Origin of the sequence: Clostridium thermarum (genome assembly GCF_006351925.1) — a bacterium.
In the GTDB taxonomy this organism is placed as follows: Bacteria; Bacillota; Clostridia; order Clostridiales; family Clostridiaceae; genus Clostridium_AU; species Clostridium_AU thermarum.
The window spans coordinates 3,194,880-3,211,777 of record NZ_CP040924.1; the positions used below are offsets into that span (position 1 = coordinate 3,194,880).

At 37.8% G+C, this 16,898-nt stretch carries 14 protein-coding genes; 5 read left to right on the forward strand and 9 right to left on the reverse strand.

Going from position 1 to position 16,898, the window contains the following annotated elements; translation table 11 throughout:
* Nucleotides 1-10: 10 nt before the first annotated feature.
* From FHY60_RS14595 to FHY60_RS14605, 3 genes are all read right to left on the reverse strand, one after another.
* Nucleotides 11-247: a Veg family protein gene (locus FHY60_RS14595; RefSeq protein ID WP_139905715.1), complete on the reverse strand. Its 237-nt coding sequence runs from the start codon at nt 245-247 to the stop codon at nt 11-13.
* Between the two features lie 222 nt (nt 248-469).
* Nucleotides 470-1,345 (reverse strand): sporulation peptidase YabG, encoded by an 876-nt coding sequence (yabG, locus tag FHY60_RS14600; RefSeq protein ID WP_139905716.1) that lies wholly within the window; start codon nt 1,343-1,345, stop codon nt 470-472.
* A 206-nt stretch (nt 1,346-1,551) separates the two neighbouring features.
* Nucleotides 1,552-2,556: a CotS family spore coat protein gene (locus FHY60_RS14605; RefSeq protein ID WP_139905717.1), complete on the reverse strand. Its 1,005-nt coding sequence runs from the start codon at nt 2,554-2,556 to the stop codon at nt 1,552-1,554.
* Between the two features lie 128 nt (nt 2,557-2,684).
* Between FHY60_RS14605 and FHY60_RS14610 the strand changes: the two genes are divergently transcribed.
* From FHY60_RS14610 to FHY60_RS14620, 3 genes are all read left to right on the forward strand, one after another.
* The gene (locus FHY60_RS14610) at nt 2,685-3,812 is read left to right on the forward strand and encodes a glycosyltransferase family 4 protein (RefSeq protein WP_139905718.1); all 1,128 of its coding nucleotides are present in this window, start codon (nt 2,685-2,687) and stop codon (nt 3,810-3,812) included.
* A gap of 154 nt (nt 3,813-3,966) precedes the next feature.
* Nucleotides 3,967-5,283 (forward strand): putative DNA modification/repair radical SAM protein, encoded by a 1,317-nt coding sequence (locus FHY60_RS14615; protein WP_139905719.1) that lies wholly within the window; start codon nt 3,967-3,969, stop codon nt 5,281-5,283.
* A gap of 8 nt (nt 5,284-5,291) precedes the next feature.
* A complete protein-coding gene (locus FHY60_RS14620; protein ID WP_139905720.1) occupies nt 5,292-6,035 on the forward strand; it encodes a TIGR03915 family putative DNA repair protein in 744 nt (247 codons plus the stop codon).
* Nucleotides 6,036-6,047: 12 nt separating this feature from the next.
* Here FHY60_RS14620 and FHY60_RS14625 read toward each other — a convergent pair whose 3' ends face one another.
* Entirely contained in the window at nt 6,048-7,787 is a 1,740-nt protein-coding gene (locus tag FHY60_RS14625) for an amidase domain-containing protein (protein ID WP_139905721.1), read from the reverse strand.
* Nucleotides 7,788-8,059: 272 nt separating this feature from the next.
* Between FHY60_RS14625 and pulA the strand changes: the two genes are divergently transcribed.
* Entirely contained in the window at nt 8,060-9,973 is a 1,914-nt protein-coding gene (gene pulA / locus FHY60_RS14630; protein WP_163215767.1) for a type I pullulanase, read from the forward strand.
* A 40-nt stretch (nt 9,974-10,013) separates the two neighbouring features.
* Here the strand turns inward: pulA and FHY60_RS14635 are convergent, their stop codons facing one another.
* The 3 genes from FHY60_RS14635 to FHY60_RS14645 are packed head-to-tail and all read right to left on the reverse strand — an operon-like array spanning nt 10,014 to nt 12,853.
* Nucleotides 10,014-11,087 (reverse strand): CotS family spore coat protein, encoded by a 1,074-nt coding sequence (locus FHY60_RS14635; protein ID WP_139905723.1) that lies wholly within the window; start codon nt 11,085-11,087, stop codon nt 10,014-10,016.
* Nucleotides 11,068-11,829, reverse strand: coding sequence for a spore coat protein (locus FHY60_RS14640; protein ID WP_139905724.1), 762 nt, complete (start codon nt 11,827-11,829; stop codon nt 11,068-11,070). Before FHY60_RS14640 ends, FHY60_RS14635 begins: the two co-directional genes overlap by 20 nt.
* Entirely contained in the window at nt 11,822-12,853 is a 1,032-nt protein-coding gene (locus tag FHY60_RS14645) for a CotS family spore coat protein (protein WP_139905725.1), read from the reverse strand. The genes FHY60_RS14640 and FHY60_RS14645 overlap by 8 nt, the downstream gene beginning before the upstream one ends.
* Before the next feature lie 224 nt (nt 12,854-13,077).
* Here FHY60_RS14645 and FHY60_RS14650 point away from each other — a divergent pair, with 224 nt between their 5' ends.
* The gene (locus FHY60_RS14650) at nt 13,078-14,202 is read left to right on the forward strand and encodes a glycosyltransferase family 4 protein (protein ID WP_139905726.1); all 1,125 of its coding nucleotides are present in this window, start codon (nt 13,078-13,080) and stop codon (nt 14,200-14,202) included.
* A 61-nt stretch (nt 14,203-14,263) separates the two neighbouring features.
* Here the strand turns inward: FHY60_RS14650 and FHY60_RS14655 are convergent, their stop codons facing one another.
* On the reverse strand, nt 14,264-15,562 hold the full coding sequence (locus FHY60_RS14655) for an ABC transporter substrate-binding protein (RefSeq protein ID WP_163215765.1): 1,299 nt from the start codon (nt 15,560-15,562) through the stop codon (nt 14,264-14,266).
* Between the two features lie 151 nt (nt 15,563-15,713).
* Entirely contained in the window at nt 15,714-16,874 is a 1,161-nt protein-coding gene (locus FHY60_RS14660; protein ID WP_139905728.1) for a galactokinase, read from the reverse strand.
* Nucleotides 16,875-16,898: the final 24 nt, after the last annotated feature.

The window sequence follows — 16,898 nt, forward strand, 5'->3', positions numbered from 1 at the left end:
TGCTTATGTATTAACCTGCATAAACTAATTGTACTGTTTTTGTTAAAACGTCTGAATAACTATAGGTCACTGCCCTGTGGGTGTCGTTGTCAAGCCTTATTACAAATATGCTTGGGTAGGTCTTTTCGATAATCCCTTTGTTTATTAGGATTTTTCTTCTGCCACCATTAGCTTTCAATGTAACTTTTTCGCCAACATGGTTTTCTATATCCTTTTTAATGGCAGCTATCTTATTAATTTTTTCCATAGAAACACCCTCTTTCCACAAATACATTATACCCCATGATAAACAAAATGTCAAATAAACAAATTATTTTATCACTTTGTAAACGTTTTTGTCAATGTTAATTTTGTATGAACAAATTGTTTTAACAGTGTAAACAAAAATATTATACCTCATTTGCTAATATTTTATTCATTTTTTATACACTTTTAAATCTGTTATACAAAAAGCCGGCAGCGCCGGCTTTTAAGCATAGGGTGATTTTGGATATCCTTCTCTGTACTTTCCTCTTGTTTGAAGACCACCAATTCCTTTTATACCTGTTATTGTATTTTCCAATACATCTTGTATCTGTACAATCTTCTCTATGTTGGTATAAGCAATTTTTTCACACACAAAAACCGGATCCAGGCAATGTATTAATACCCTGTTGGGAGAACTGGCGAAGTTGGCTCCGGAATCCAGAATCTTTTCGTAACAGGATTGACATGCTCCTGCAAATATTACTAATTCATCATAACTGGATTCATATTCTCTTAGGGCCTTTACTGCCTCTACATAATACTTGGAATTTTTATAACTATCCAGGGAAGAATAATCCTCTATTTTTTTTAAAATAGCATCATGTCCTGTTAATACCACAATATCAGGTTTAACTTCCTTTACCATGCTGACAATCTGTGCAGGCTGGTCCTTTTCTAATACTACTCTTCCCACCGCATCCATATTTAACTGTTTATATACCTTAAGACAAGTATCTAGGTACTCAGCATCACCATCCACATGAAGTATTCTTCCCGGCCTGCCAAATGTAAGCTCCTTAGATTGTGTTATCTTACTGGACTTAGACATCCTGACCGCTTCTCCCCTATAGCCGTCATCTCTGGTTGCAATTATTTTCTTAATTGCCTTATTTACCCGCTTATTAAAAATTTCATCCTTCTCACTGTTATAGCTCTCCCGTACCGGTTCCAGGTCATCTTCCGGCGAGTCCGCTATAAGCCTTAAATTAAGGCCCTTAATAACATATTGCTTGCCCTTCTCATTTTCAGTGATATCAATTATTCTAAATGTAATGTCCTTACCATAGGATTTCCTAACAACAGTATCGCCTATCTGCATCGACTCATCTCCACAACTAATTCTCTTTTTATATAATATGAACTAAGGGTTGTTGTGTGACTAATAAAATTATCCCTAATTGAAAGAAAGCATGGAGCAACTTCTTTAGCGACAAGTTTCGGATACCTTTTCTCAGCAAAGCTGAGGAAAGCTTAAATATGAAAAGAGCTGTCCCTCTTTTTTTGTCCGGCAGCTCTTTGTTTACCCTATTCCTTCTGCTCATATACCTTTTTAAAGTCCTCAATGAATCTCAAGTAATCCTGCTGCTCTGCCATAAGTTCGTCCATTTTCTTGTTAAAGGTATTCTGTCCCCAATTGACTTCATTATAAAAATAGCGATTTGATAATCTCCAAAATCTTTGAGGGAAAACTAAGAATGCAAAAAGCACCCTATACTCTTCTTCTCTGATTGGGCTTTCAGAATCATAACCTTCAAGAGCAAGCTTGCAGTACTCTATATTCCATTGAACTCTCTTCAACACTTTAATTAAGAAATTAGCCACGTCATAAATCCTGATCTCTCTCTTACAATAGTCAAAGTCAATAGTGTGTACCATATTATTTGAATCAATGATTATATTGTGATAAGTATAATCATGATGACAGAAGCTTTTTTCTTCCTCTGCAATGCTGCAAAGGTCCATATATTTAGAGTCCTGTAATATGGCCAATGCCCTCTTTCCCAGATCCTTATAAAACTGCATCTCTTTTATGTAGGAAAGATCAAAGGCTGTTTTCATACTCCTTTTACGGGCCATATCTCTCATTTTGTCAAAGGACTTGATTCTCTTTTCCATTAAATGTGGCCACCGTCCTAAGTCAGTCTTCAATTTGCTATTTTCAGGAGGTTCGTATCCTCTTGAAGCCAGATGGAGCCTTGCCAGATTTTTGGCTGCCACTACCAGGTCTTCTTTATTCTGAAAATCACATTCCCTTCCATCTATCCACCTAGAAAGAGTATAAATATCTTCGTTAACTAGGGCATAGGGCTGACCATCAGTGTTAAGAAAATACCTGTCTACATTATCATAACCGTTCTTGATTAAGTGTTCCTTTGCACCATATACAAATAATAGCTTTTGAATTCCATAATTGATTTTCTTTAAGCATCTGACACCTTTATCAGTTTTTAAATAGTACACTCCCTTATTAGGCTTTATGCTTTCTATCTTAATGTCAAACTGCCTTTCAATCTCAAATTCTCTCATCATCTCTATCACCTCCCTTATAATTTATATGAGTTACCCAATAGATTTATTAACAAATTTGTAGTTTTTGTCGCACATTTTACCCACCATTAATATAATAAAATAGGACTATTACGAAAGGACTATCCATCATGAAAATAGGAATTGACGGAAGAGCTGCAAAATGGTACAGGGGAACAGGCATTGGCAACTACACCTATCAAATAATTAACACTTTAAATCAGCTGGATAACAGTAACAGCTATTTATTATTTATGCCGGAAAACTGCAGTACAGATATACCTTTTAATCAAAACTTCAAAATCAGAAATATTACAGAAAATAGATCTGATAGTTTTTGGGATGAGGTTAACATTCCAAATATTCTTCATGACAATGAAGTTGAAATATATCACGTTCCGCAGAACGGGATAGGTCTTCCAATGGATAAGCCATGCAAGATGGTCATTACCCTCCACGATATAATTCCATATAAAATGCCGGAGACCGTAGGACCAAGCTACTTAAAGATCTTTCTGCAGCAAGTTCCCCAAATAGTGCCCCTGTGTGACGGAATTATAACCGTATCCAACTTTTCAAAAGAAGATATAATGAGAGAGTTTAACTATCCTGCAGAAAAGATTTTTGTAACTCATCTGGCTCCGGAAGAAATATACAAACCCAATGATAAAAAAATAAGCAAGCTTTTAATAAAAAATATTTATGGCATAGAAGGAGATTTTGTCCTTTATATAGGCGGCTTTAGCCCCAGGAAGAATATAATTGGTCTTTTGGAGGCCTTCAGCAAGCTCGTTCAAAAGTATAGGAAGGACTTAAAGCTTGTAATAGCTGGTAAAAAGGGTATCTCTTATGAAATATATAAGAAAAAGACGGAGGAATTAGGCCTAGTTGATAGAGTAATTTATCCAGGGTTCATAGTCATGGACCACCTACCCTATCTTTACAGTGCAGCGGAGCTTTTTGTCTATCCCTCTTTTTATGAAGGCTTTGGATTGCCTCCGGTTGAAGCTATGGCTTGCGGCGTTCCTGTTATAGCTTCAAATACTACCTCTATACCGGAAGTTCTTGGGGATTCAGCAATACTTATAAATCCCCTTGATATAGATGATCTCCATGAAGCTATGTGGAAGGTACTGGAGGATAGTGCTCTAAAAGACAGTCTGATAACCAAAGGGTTCGTACGATCATCTGAACTCAGTTGGAAGAGTACTGCACTGCAGACTTTAAAAGCATACAATAAAATAATTAATAATTGGTAACCGTGGTCGTGTATGTTCTACAGCTTAAGCAATCAGCCCAACTAAATGTTATTAGTGGGCTGATTTTACTTTTATGTCATCAAAATATTTACTATCGAATGTATGTTTGATATAATTATGGATATACTATGAAAATAAAGGGTGGTGATTTAAATTGGATATCCAGGAAAAGCTAAAAATTTTATCTGACAGTGCAAAATACGATGTATCTTGTTCCTCCAGCGGAAGTAACCGCAAAAATATCACCGGAGGCTTAGGCAATACAGCGGAAGCAGGCATATGCCATAGCTTTTCTGCCGATGGACGTTGCATATCACTGCTTAAAATACTTTTGACCAATTACTGCATATATGATTGCGCCTACTGCGTTAATAGGATTTCTAACGACGTACCAAGAGCAGCCTTTACCCCTGATGAAGTGGCTGACCTCACTATGAACTTTTACAGGCGAAACTACATAGAAGGCCTTTTCTTGAGCTCAGCGGTTTTCAAAAATGCAAATTATACTATGGAGCTCTTAACAGCCACCATCCGTAAGCTTCGTTTAAATCATAAATTCAATGGTTATATACATGTAAAAGCCATACCTGGGGCAGATGAAAAATTAATTAAGGATGCGGGCCTTTATGCCGACAGAATGAGTGTTAATATTGAGCTTCCCTCTAGTACAGGCCTAAAGCTTCTGGCCCCCCAAAAGACAAAAGACAGTATCCTAAGGCCTATGGACTTGATAAATAAGGAGATCCTCTACAACAGGGACATGAAGAAGCAGATTAAATCAGCTCCTCATTTTGTTCCCGGCGGCCAGAGCACTCAGCTTATTGTCGGTGCCACCGGCGACAGCGATTTAAAAATCCTCAGCCTTTCCGAGGGACTTTACAACAAGTTTTCTCTCAAGAGAGTGTATTATTCTGCCTACGTACCTGTTGCACAGGGCCCTAAGCTGCCTGTGATAAAGCATCCACCACTGCTGAGGGAGCATAGGCTATATCAGGCAGACTGGCTTCTAAGATTTTACGGCTTCAAAGCCTTTGATCTGTTAAATGAGAAAACTCCTAATCTTGACCCCAATTTTGATCCCAAAACCTCTTGGGCCCTGAACAATATGGATAAATTCCCGGTTGAAATCAACACCGCTCCTTCCAATACTTTACTGCGGGTTCCCGGCATAGGTATTCGATCAGTTCAAAGAATCCTTGCCATAAGGAAAGTTCACAGAATAACCTTCGACGATATGAAAAAGATAGGCGTAGTTATGAAAAGGGCTCAATACTTTATTACCTGTAATGGTAAATACTATGGTGACGTAAGTTTCAACGATGATTTAATACGAGGAAGGCTCCTGGATAAGTCTCCCGAAGTAAAAAAGCTAAAGGATGCTGAAGAATTTGAACAGCTGTCTTTTTTTCCCAATCTCCCGGCTGTACTGGACAGGGAGGAGATGTTTTCAAAAATTCACGGTGAACTGTGAGGTGCAAAATGAGTATAGTTTATACCTATGACGGCAGCTTTGATGGCCTATTAACTTGTATATATGATTATTACTACTCAAAGAAAAAAGCAGAGGATATAAAAGTAAAAGATGATTTCTTCCCCGACCTGCTTCAGGAGGAAGTTTTTATCGAAACCTCTGAGAAAAAAAGTTCAAAGGTTTTTAATGCTATCAAGGACAAGATTGGTTCTACTGCCCTAAAGGATATCTTCACTGTTTTTCTCTCAGAAGAGCCCGGCATGGAGAAGCTAATCTTAGAATTTGTGAAGCTTGGCTTCAAGGTTGGAAGGGACATTCATAAACATTTACATAATGAACTTGTATTAGAGGTAGCAAAGTGCTGTCACAGGGTAAACCTGGAGAGCCATAGATTTTGCGGCTTTGTGCGTTTTAAATGTGTGGGTCCGGAGCTTTACTATTCCTCCATAGAACCGGACCACAATATCCTGACCCTCATTGCACCTCATTTTACTGAACGTTTCTCCAGTCAAAAATGGATTATCCATGATGTAAAAAGAGGTCTAGCTGTCATGTATAACAGAGAGAGTTGGGTCCTAGCTCCTATGGATAGCACTGCGGCACAACAGCTCCTCTCTGTACCTGATGGTATTTATGAAGAGCTTTGGAAAACTTATTACTCTACGGTGACAATTATGGAACGAGAGAATCCCAGACTACGCCGCCGAATGATGCCACAGAGGTACTGGAAACACCTTCTGGAGGTAAAATAATTGTCAATTAAATCAGACTCCGACATCATGAACAAGCCAAGGCCCTTCTTTCTCTTCTCTGACTAGTATGAAATCTAGTTCTTCAACTACCGAATTTCCTGTTGGATCTTTTTTCTCTACCAGTACATACAAGTACATCCAAACATAAGGCTTTTTATTAAAGACCTTCTCATAGCTGTGAGGTGGCACTGCCATATCATGAAAACTGCCTGGATATCTAATCTCTTTCAACTGAAATTGAAACCGGTTATTAACAAATTCGTCAATATCATTATTGTCTCTCATTTTTCTGTAGCTTCCTAAGGTACTCCTATAGGCATCATAGTCTTTTTTGTTAATGGATTGAAAATACCTCTTCACTAACTCCTTACCTTCGTTAATTTCATCTTCTGTAATATCCAAGCTATATTTTATAGATAAGCTATCTTCAGTTATCGCTTCTTCCTGTACAGTGGTCCTTTTAGTGCCTTCAAAGCTCATGTGCCTTACATAGCACTTATCGTATCCTCCCCAGCCTGGGCTTAATATCAAGTCTTCCAGGTTTCTGTTTTTCCAGTCTGTGGAATGCTGGCAAACAAATATACCGTTGAATTCTCCGATACCGATATTTGAAGTTACATAGGCAGAATGGGTATAGGACCCGGATTTTCCTCTTCTGAATTGCAGAGCATCACCTGGGTTTATAGTTGACGGTTCCAAGCTGATTGCGGGCTTATTGGCATTATTTATATAGACTTTTACACCCATAAGTTCCTTTATACCAGATAAATATGCATGTAATCTTTCAACGTTTTCCCAGGGTGGAGTTCCACCCCCTGAATTTCCATGCCATTGCGGAGTCATCCTATATCTATTCCTAATATTTTTTACAACCTGTATATCATCACCTATAACATATCCGCCGTAAGCAGCCCAAATGCATTGTGATACAAAATTTGTACAATCAGACTTGGCAGTATAGAATAATCTCTCAGACAGCGGGGCCTCAGCAAATTTTAGGGCATAATACCCCCCCCTGCCAACTTCATAGGAAGCAGACTTTGAGTTATCAAAATTTATGTATCCTGTACCCTTTATCCCCTTTTCTCCCTCATCCTCAACTCTATCTGCCTTTTTCTTAAAAAACTGCTCAAACCTCCCTGCCTTTTCTGCCTTGTTTCTATAAATCTCCTCTATGTATTCATTAGCCACGATGTCCGTTGCCTTTCTCTTGCTTAGTCCGCTTCTAAAACCCATTTGATAGGCCTTAAGCTGCTTTTCATTGACGTCTGCCAGAAAAATTTGATACTTTTCATAATCAGATTTGATAGAATCAATGATCCAAATCCCCTTATCCTTTGTCATGTTAAATTCATACCTTACATTATAAATGCCGGACTGAACCTCCGGTGTTCTCTTATACCTGAAGTTCATATCCACTAAAGTCTCTACCAAAGCCTTATCCTTATCCAACACAAAGTTTGTATACTCAACATTATAGGTTAGATCCCTATAACCTAACTCTAATTCCTTAAGGAACTTAAGCTCAAGGCTGTGAGCCTTCTGAAATATATAGAGTTCATCATTGGTCTGAGCCATATTTTCATTATTGCTATTATCCAAAGTCTCATAGGCCTTAAAATGCCTTTTTAAAAAAGAATCAATGCAGTTTCTGATATCCGTATTATCTGACCGTTGGGATTTCACCACCGTTGAATCCAAGAGTAATATGCCCAAGGTAATAAAAAGCATGATAACTAGCTTTCTGAACATAATCAATCACTCTCCTATTTTAATAGTGTTCCGAATTTCAAAGTAAATTATTAGAAAACTGGTATCCCTAACCACTGAGGAAAGTGGCTAATTCCCCTTAACTCTAGCTCCAACTATATTTAAAAATATTCAGTAGAAATTCAGCTCCGCTGACCTTCCGCCATAATTTGTACTTACACATTAAATAACTTATGGTATAATAAAACTACCACGGTGTGCAATCGCTTGCATACATGAAACTTCAGAAATATTATTTAAAGGATGATGTTAGTTTGGATAACAGCATATTGAATAAAATGTATTATTATTCTGGAAATGATCTTGGTAACACTTACTCCAAAGAGATGACTACCTTTAGGGTTTGGGCTCCACTGGCTTCTGAGGTTAAGTTATTGACCTATGCAAGGGCGGAAGATACAACTCCTGCCATGGAAATTGAGATGATAAAATCAGAAAAAGGCACATGGACAGCTCATATTTTGGATGATCAAGATGGTTTAATCTATACCTATAAAGTAAAAAACCATGGAGCTTGGGCGGAGGCCGTAGACCCTTATGTAAGGGCTGTTACAATTAATGGCCAAAAAGGCGTGGTTGTTGACTTGAGTTCTACCAATCCAGTAGGCTGGAATCCCCATAAAAAGCCAACACAGAAGAGCCTTCTTGATACAATAATCTATGAATTACATGTGAGGGACTTATCCTCCTTCAAGGAAAGCGGAATCAAAAATGTGGGCAAGTTCCTTGGTCTAGCTGAAAAAAACACAAAAGGCCCTAATGGTACTTCTACAGGTTTAAGTTATATAAAGGAGCTTGGAGTTACTCATGTTCAATTGCTTCCCATATATGACTATGCCACTGTGGATGAAGCAGACCCAATGGCTGGTTTCAACTGGGGTTACGACCCACTAAACTACAATGCCGTTGAGGGTAGTTATTCCACAAGTGCAGCTGATCCCAAGGCAAGAATAAGAGAGCTGAAGCAGGCCATTCAGGCTATGCATGATGAGGGCCTAGGTGTGATTATGGATGTGGTTTATAACCATATGTTCACAGCAGATGAATCTAACTTCAATAAAATTGTGCCGGGATATTACTTCAGAAAAGACAAAACCGGGAATTGGGCTGATGAATCCCTATGCGGCAATGCAATAGCCTCAGAGAATGCAATGGTGAGAAAGTTTATCGTTGATTCTGTAGTTTATTGGGCTAAGGAATATAATCTTGATGGCTTTAGGTTTGACTTGATGGGGCTTATTGATGTTACCACCATGAAGGAAGTGAGAGCTGCCCTTGATGCCATAGATCAGAACATATTTATTCATGGTGAAGGCTGGAATATGGGAAATACTTTAGCTGAAGATGAAAAAGCAATACAGCGAAATGCCGGTGTGCTAAAAGGTATCGGGTTCTTTAACGATACAATTCGTGATGGCATAAAGGGAAGTGTTTTTGAAAAAGCTGAGGCTGGCTGGGTGAACGGCAATTATAAGTGTAAATCAGAGGTTTTAAAGGGTATTGTAGGAGCAACTTACTATAATGAGTCAATAAATACCTGGGGTCCCCAGGTTGAACCCTATCAATCTACAAACTATGTTGAAGCCCATGACAATCATACCTTATGGGATAAGCTGCAGTTAACTAACCCTGATGCCAGCAAAGAGGTGAGATTAAAAATGGATTATCTGGCCGCTTCTATAATTTTTACCTCCCAGGGCATTCCCTTCATACAAGCAGGACAAGAATTTCTGAGAACTAAGGGTGGAGATGAAAACTCCTTTAAGTCTCCTGATAAAGTGAATATGTTAAATTGGGCTCAAAAAGCTAAAAATACTGATGTGGTAAATTTTTATAAAGGCTTGATAGAGCTCAGAAAAGCTCATCCTGCTTTCAAAATGCCCACAGCAGCAATGATAAGGGAATGTTTAAAGTTTATAGAGCTTGCTCCGGAAAGCCTTATCGCCTATACCATAACCGGTAATGCCAATGGAGATAGTTGGAGTGACATTTTTGTGGCCTTCAATGCTGATACAATCCCCCAAACTGTAAATTTACCAAAGGACACTGAGTGGAATATCGTTGTTGATAGCAAAACTGCTGGTGTTAATGTGTTGAATCAGCTAAGTGGCAATAGGTATGAAATTCCTCCTTTGAGCCCCGTGGTTATGTACGCCGGAATAAAATAATTGACAATGGACAATTGTCCATTGTCAATTGTCCATTGAATCAGCTTTCTTGATATACGGTAGTGAGGAAATTACTTAAAAATTCCTCCCTATCCTCCTTATATTCTACCTTTCTTATAAGTCTATCTAAAAAGGTTTCTTCTTCCCATTCCTTTCTTCTGGCATAGTAATCCTTTGATATGCTGTAGAAGTCTTCAGGGAAAGTCAATAAGGCCTTTAAGACTTCCAATTCCCTTCTGTCCAGACTATTCACGGTACAGTAATCCTCAATAATGCTTTGAGCCCTTTCCAATTCAAAGGCAAAGTTTTTAACTGCTTTATTTATGAAATTACATATATCATGGACCTTTAAGTCTACTACCGCAAAATCAAAGTCAATAAAATAAGCCTTATCATCTTTGATTAATATATTGTGATGAGCTAAGTCATGGTGGCAGATTGCAATCTTGTCCTCTTCGCTGCAAATCTTCAGATAAGGAGAGTTTTTCAGCATTTCCATACTGCGATCCACTTCCTTCAAATAATAATCTACATATTCCAGGAATAACTTGTCAAAGTCACTCTTATATTCATGCAGTAATGCCAGCCTTTTAAAAAAGCTCAATTCATCACTGCAGCGTTGAAAACTGTCAATAGCTCGGCCCACCAGTATTTTATCCGGATAGCTACATCTATATCCTTCTGAGGCCTTATGAAGTTCAGCTACCCCTGTTATTGCTGTACTTACATCTAATGGGTTACTGAACTCGCACTCACGACCTTCTACGGCATCCATCACACAATATAATTCTCCATTCCAGGTAGTATAGATCTCTCCTTCATGGGTCTTTGTGAAGGATATGATCCTATTAAACCCGGACCTAATATACTCCAGGGCATCATTTATAAACTGCAGATTTTCCTGGGAATATTCCACTTTCTTTAAAATCTTTCTTCCGCTGTCGGTAAATAACAGATATACGTTTCTCAAGGGAACTACATCTGTGACCTTTAGTCCGAATCTTTTAAATAAATCCACATACAAATCATATCTGGAAAGTAACTTCTTTTCCCTGTACCTTAAATTATCAGTTATTTTGAACACCACCCTTCTGCTAAAGAAGACTGTCGTCATCTTTTTCTATGACTCCTAACAGCTTCTTTGCATATTCATCTTCATTCCATTCTTTTTTACCGTAACGGTATCCCTCACAATACTTCATAAACTCTACTGGATAGGAAAGTACGGCTCTGATAAAGATTTCACTGCTTAGAGGCAACTCCTCCAGCCTGCAAAATTCACTTATGGCCGCCTTAAAATCCAGTTTGTTACCCTTCTTTTTCAACTTACCTAAAAAGTGGATTGCATCAAATTCAACCATGTTGTAGCAACACTTTCTTATGTCTCTTATGTTCACCATTTCATTCTTTCGTATATTATCTATATAAGTGTTTCCCAGACAGACTTCATTCCTCTTCATACTTCTCTCAATTAATTTATAGTAGCCATTTTCATAAATTATTCTTATACACTTTTCTGCTCTGTCTAAATATTCTGGTGCCTTCTCTAAAATTAATTCTTCAAACCTATTCTTTGCTTTTTCACTTTCATATCTTTTTATATCTCTTTTCAGCTTCTTGATATATACCTTAAACCGCTCTATCTTTTTTCCCATATTATTTTCTAAAAGTCCTACATTAAGTCCGGAAATACCCATGGTCTTTTTGTGAAACTCTGCTATGGCTTCCAGTTGATTAAGAATAGTGTCAAAGGATAAGAATTCTTTATAATTTTCCTCCTCAGGAAAGCTTTCTACTATATTTATGCCGCAACTTATAAGATATTCTTTTAGATCCCTATAGTATTTTTTACTCAATAAGGACTCCCCCCTTTCTTTTAAAGCGGAAGGTTCTAAACTCATCAATAAACTCCTGCTTTTCCTCATTATCATCAAGTATTCTTCCAAGTTTCTTTAGGAAGAAATCTTCCCCCCAAGGCTGTTCTTCCCAATAATACTGTATGCCGACCTGCCAGTAATCTTGGGGGAATTCCATAAATGCAGCCATTATAGGAATGTCATCTTCTTCTACCGGATAGAGAGAGTCATAGGCTTCTAATATAGACCTTGCATTCTCTATATCCCACTTACCATTCTTCATCCTTCTTATCAGAAGGCTTGAAAGATCATGTAGATGCGTGTCCAAAATCACATAGTCAAAATCAATTATATTTACCCTTTCATCGATACCTATCAGTACGTTGTGATGAGCAAAATCATGATGGCAAAAGCCTCTAGACCTTATTTCTTTTGTCATTTTAATATAATATTCACTTTCCCCCAAATTCTTGATAGCCACATCGCATCTTTTGAGTTCCTCCTCCATATGAGCAATATATATGCTATCGAACTCGGTTTTCTCTTCCTTTGCGTCTATCCTACTTTTAAAATCCAGGATTTCATTTTTTCGCGTTCTAAAGTTGTCAAACCACTTAAACCATCCCATCCTTGGTTTCATAAAATCCTGTAGTTCAAAGCCTGTACTCTTTATATGAAGCTTTGCCAGTGTTAATGTAGCCTTCTCAATATCCAAAGGATTGTCGTAATTGCTTTCCCTAGCCTCTACCCAAGGTGTGAGATAGGCGTATTTGTTATCTAACGCAATATATTGCTTCCTATCTAAAGTATTAATAATTTGTAGCACTGAAGTAAAACCCTTATCTATGAGGTGATTTATTGTACCCAATATAAACAAAAAATGAGGAAGCTCATACTTTATCACTTTAAGACAATATTTACCCTGCTCATCACATATCTGGTAGACATTCTTTATCTTTTCCACAGTGACTGCACTGATACCGTATTTCTCTTCCACTATCCTTTTCACAAAGGCTGTATCCAATGATTAGCCCTCCAAAATATTATTCCTTTTTTATTATATGTTTACTTGCCAATAAGTGCGCCTTTTACTTCCATATAATGATGCGATAAATTTACAGTTTTAAAAGAATTCATGGCACATTTTTCAATTTAATCTAATATTAATATATAAGATACTAATTCAATTATTTAATAATGAGTGATTAATAATTCTGCTTTGACCATCATTTATAGGGAGAGGGTTATATGAGAGTTGCCATTGATGCTAGAGGTGTCAATTGGTATAAGGGCACAGGTATCGGCACCTATACAGACAATATCCTTAGCCAGCTTTTAAATATAGATCAAGAAAATTACTATCATATTTATTGGTCCGGCGATGACTATGAACGTTTGAATGCACCAAATTCAAAAATAATTATGACTTCTAAAAAACATCACCGTTTTTTCCAGCAAAACTATATTCCCAGTAATCTCTCAAAAGAAAAGATAGATGTTTATCATGTTCCCCAGAACGGTATAGGACTTAGTGAAAATATTACTTGTAAAAAAGTTATAACTGTACATGATTTGATACCATATATAATGCCGGAGACTGTTGGCAGAGGTTACCTGCTTAAATTTCTCAAAGAGGTGCCCAATATTATTGAAAATACAGATGCAATAATTACAGTATCTAATTGGTCAAAAAGAGATATTCTTAAATTTTTCCCTATTGAAGAGGACAAAGTCTTTGTAACTCCCTTAGCCACAGATATGAAATATAAGCCTTTAGACAAAGAATGGTGTCGTTACATGATAGAGAAGAAGATGAATATTAAAAAGCCATATATTCTCTATATAGGGGGTTTCTCTCCTCGAAAAAACGTCCGCTCCCTCATTATGGCTTTTTCTAAGGTTTATCCAAATTTAAATAAGGACTACGTGCTGGTTATCACCGGTTCTTTAAGAGATGAGGGTAATTCCTTAAAAGAGCTTTGCAGCAACTTACAGATTTATTCCCAAGTTGTATTCACCGGCTTTGTTGAGGAGGATATGCTTCCAATTCTCTATAACGGTGCGGAGCTTTTCGTTTACCCCTCCTATTATGAAGGATTTGGGCTACCTCCACTGGAAGCCATGAGCTGCGGTACTCCGGTAATCACCTCCAACGTATCCTCCATTCCTGAGGTTGTTGGTGATGCGGGAATATTAATTGACCCTTATGATACAACCAATCTTATGGAAGCCCTTGTAAACACCTTGAGTGACGAAAAGCTTAAGGAACATCTGTCTCAAGCAGGACTAAACAGAGCTGCTCAATACTCCTGGAAGAGAACAGCCGCTGAGACCCTGGAGGTTTATAAGAAGATAATTGGAATGCCCACATAAATTAATAGGAATTCAGCTCTGCTGAATTCCTTCCATCATTTTTAATTCTTGATTATTAATTTTAATCGAAAGAATTGTCCTTGTACTCAGCTTCAATCCCGATTATTAAATCCTCTATGTCGCCGCCGGCTATAGCCTCCTGCTCCAGGTTAATAAGTTCACTTACAAGGATAGGATAGTCTTTGTCATAGACAATTTCTACCTCTTCCCTGCCCTGTTCTGCCATTAACCGCCACAGCTTTAGGCCCATAAAGTTATCAATGCTGCCATTAAACATAGGGAGGCTGTACAGTTCTGTTACAGCTGGGATTATTCCTGCCTGTTTCAGGGCAAAAATGTTACTTTCGTTATCTGTAAGCATAAAGCGTAAAAACTCTGAAGCTACCTGGTTTCCTTCATTCTGTTTTGTCATTATAAAGGCAGTTCCTTCCCCACCAGCACTTCTCTTACCCCCAAACTCAAAAGCTGGGAACAGTTCTGCCTGCCATTGTGTATTATTAAACTCCTCACTGTTATATAACTTATTTATACTCCTATTATCCGCTATGATACATAAGGCTTTTTCACTTTGTAATAATTTTACGGGGTCCTCGCTACTTTGTAAATTATATACAAGCTGTTGGTTTACCAACTCATTTATAGTAGACAAAGCTAATTTATTTTCTTCCAAGGGCAGTACTAATCCCTTATCTTGGCTGTATAAGGGCTTTTTTAGCTGCCTTAGCATACCAATGTACAAGTTCCCGTTCTCAGCCTCATTTAGGGCAATTAATTTGACGGTTCCCTGAGACCTTTCCTTTAGCTTCCTGCCCATTTGAATAAATTCATTCCAAGTCTTTGCTTGAAAGGGATCTAAATTATACTTATCTGCCAGTTCTCTATTATAGAGGAGTACCCTTGGGTTTACATCCCAGGGAAATCCATAAAGCTGCTCTCCAATTGTAACCTCTTTCAGTTTCCAAGGCAGTACCATGCTCTTTATCTTTTCCATGTCTTTGTCCACCGGTCTAAAAAAATCAGGCAGCTCATGAATAAGTACAGGTATAGCATAGGTACTTACTTCCACAATATCCGGTACACCTTCCTTGGAAGCTACACTTGTCTTCAGTCTATTTTTAAGTTCCTCTTTAGGAACTGCAGTAACGCTTATTTTTACCTCAGGATTTTCTTTTACGAATAATCTAGCTGCGTTTTCTATTGTTCCCTTTGTTTCTTCCCGGCTCCAAATACTAATATCTCCTTTTAGGGTTTTCTCCGTTCCAATTACTTCATCGATTACTTCGTTTCCTGTGCATCCTGTACCAAAAATTAAAATAAGTGCCGTTACTGCACATCTGTATATAACACTTTTGTTTAACATCAAATTCATTCCTTCCCACAACCTGCAGTACTTCAGTATTACTGCAGAAACCACTTATATGCTGCAATCAGAAGCTTTAGCTAAATGATAGCCCGACAGTAATACCATTATACCTCAAAAGGTATGAATTTAACATTTATTTCCCATAATTCTATCTTAATTCACGAGTTCCTTCCCCAATACCGCTGCCATAGAATGATGGCTCATAACCGATTTTTTTCTTGTAGCCTTCTCTTACCGTATTCTTAAAGTCCTCAAGATTATCTTTCTTAACCAAGGCAATAGCACAGCCTCCGAAACCTGCTCCAGTCATTCTGGCACCAATACATCCCTCAGCCTTCAAAGATTCTTCCACCAAAGTGTCCAACTCTTTTCCTGTAACTTCATACAAGTCTCTCAGAGAGTTATGGGACTGTGTAAGCAACTGTCCAAACTCCTCAAGCTTTCCTTCATTTAAGCACTGAAAAGCTTTCTTTACTCTGTGATTTTCATATACTGCATGCATTGCTCTGTGTCTAACATTTTCTTTTTCAATTTTTACTGCTGCAGCTTCAAACTCTTCCGGAGTTAAATCACAAAGCGCTCCTACTTTTTTAACTTTGTTTATTACTTCTAAAGCCTCATCACATTCTGCTCTTCTCTCGTTATATTTAGATTCATTTAAGGCTCTTCTCTTGTTAGTGTTCATTATTACCAGGGTATAATCCCCAAGTTCTACATTGGCATAGCTGTAGTCCAAGGTACCACAGTTAAGCAGAATCGCTTTGTCCTTTTTACCCATTCCTACTGCAAACTGGTCCATTATTCCACAGTTAACGCCTACAAAAGCATTTTCTGCCTTTTGGCCTATCTTCACCAACTCAACTTGATCAATGGTCCCATTATTAAATAGATTGTTTACTATTACACCGATTAGAAGCTCTAAGGATGCAGAGGAAGATAGGCCAGCACCGTTTGGTATATCTCCACTGATTAAAACGTCCATACCCCCTAGCTTGTAGCCCATATCAGCCATTACCTTCATAACACCCTTGGGATAGTTAGCCCAATCGTCCTCTTCCACATATTCAATGTTATCTATATCCACCTGAACTTTTAAATCAAAATTCGTTGAAGCTAAGTTTACTTTTCTATCCTTTCTCTCTCTTACACAGGCATAGGTCCCAAAATCTAAGGCACATGGGAACACATAGCCTCCGTTATAATCTATGTGCTCACCAATCAAATTTACTCTTCCCGGTGAATGAAAGGTCCTTATTTCACCCTCACCATAGAGTTTTACAAATTCCTTCTTTAAATCCATCAATTCCATAATATAAATCCTCCTTATAAAACA

Bases quoted from the DNA above. Each gene is read 5' to 3' on its own strand.
- FHY60_RS14635 (WP_139905723.1), bottom strand. From the start codon at position 11,087: ATGACGACAGTCTTCTTTAGCAGAAGGGTGGTGTTCAAAATAACTGAT.
- FHY60_RS14655 (WP_163215765.1), bottom strand. From the start codon at position 15,562: ATGTTAAACAAAAGTGTTATATACAGATGTGCAGTAACGGCACTTATT.
- FHY60_RS14620 (WP_139905720.1), top strand. From the start codon at position 5,292: ATGAGTATAGTTTATACCTATGACGGCAGCTTTGATGGCCTATTAACT.
- FHY60_RS14660 (WP_139905728.1), bottom strand. From the start codon at position 16,874: ATGGAATTGATGGATTTAAAGAAGGAATTTGTAAAACTCTATGGTGAG.
- FHY60_RS14610 (WP_139905718.1), top strand. From the start codon at position 2,685: ATGAAAATAGGAATTGACGGAAGAGCTGCAAAATGGTACAGGGGAACA.
- yabG (WP_139905716.1), bottom strand. From the start codon at position 1,345: ATGCAGATAGGCGATACTGTTGTTAGGAAATCCTATGGTAAGGACATT.
- FHY60_RS14605 (WP_139905717.1), bottom strand. From the start codon at position 2,556: ATGATGAGAGAATTTGAGATTGAAAGGCAGTTTGACATTAAGATAGAA.
- FHY60_RS14650 (WP_139905726.1), top strand. From the start codon at position 13,078: ATGAGAGTTGCCATTGATGCTAGAGGTGTCAATTGGTATAAGGGCACA.
- FHY60_RS14595 (WP_139905715.1), bottom strand. From the start codon at position 247: ATGGAAAAAATTAATAAGATAGCTGCCATTAAAAAGGATATAGAAAAC.
- FHY60_RS14625 (WP_139905721.1), bottom strand. From the start codon at position 7,787: ATGTTCAGAAAGCTAGTTATCATGCTTTTTATTACCTTGGGCATATTA.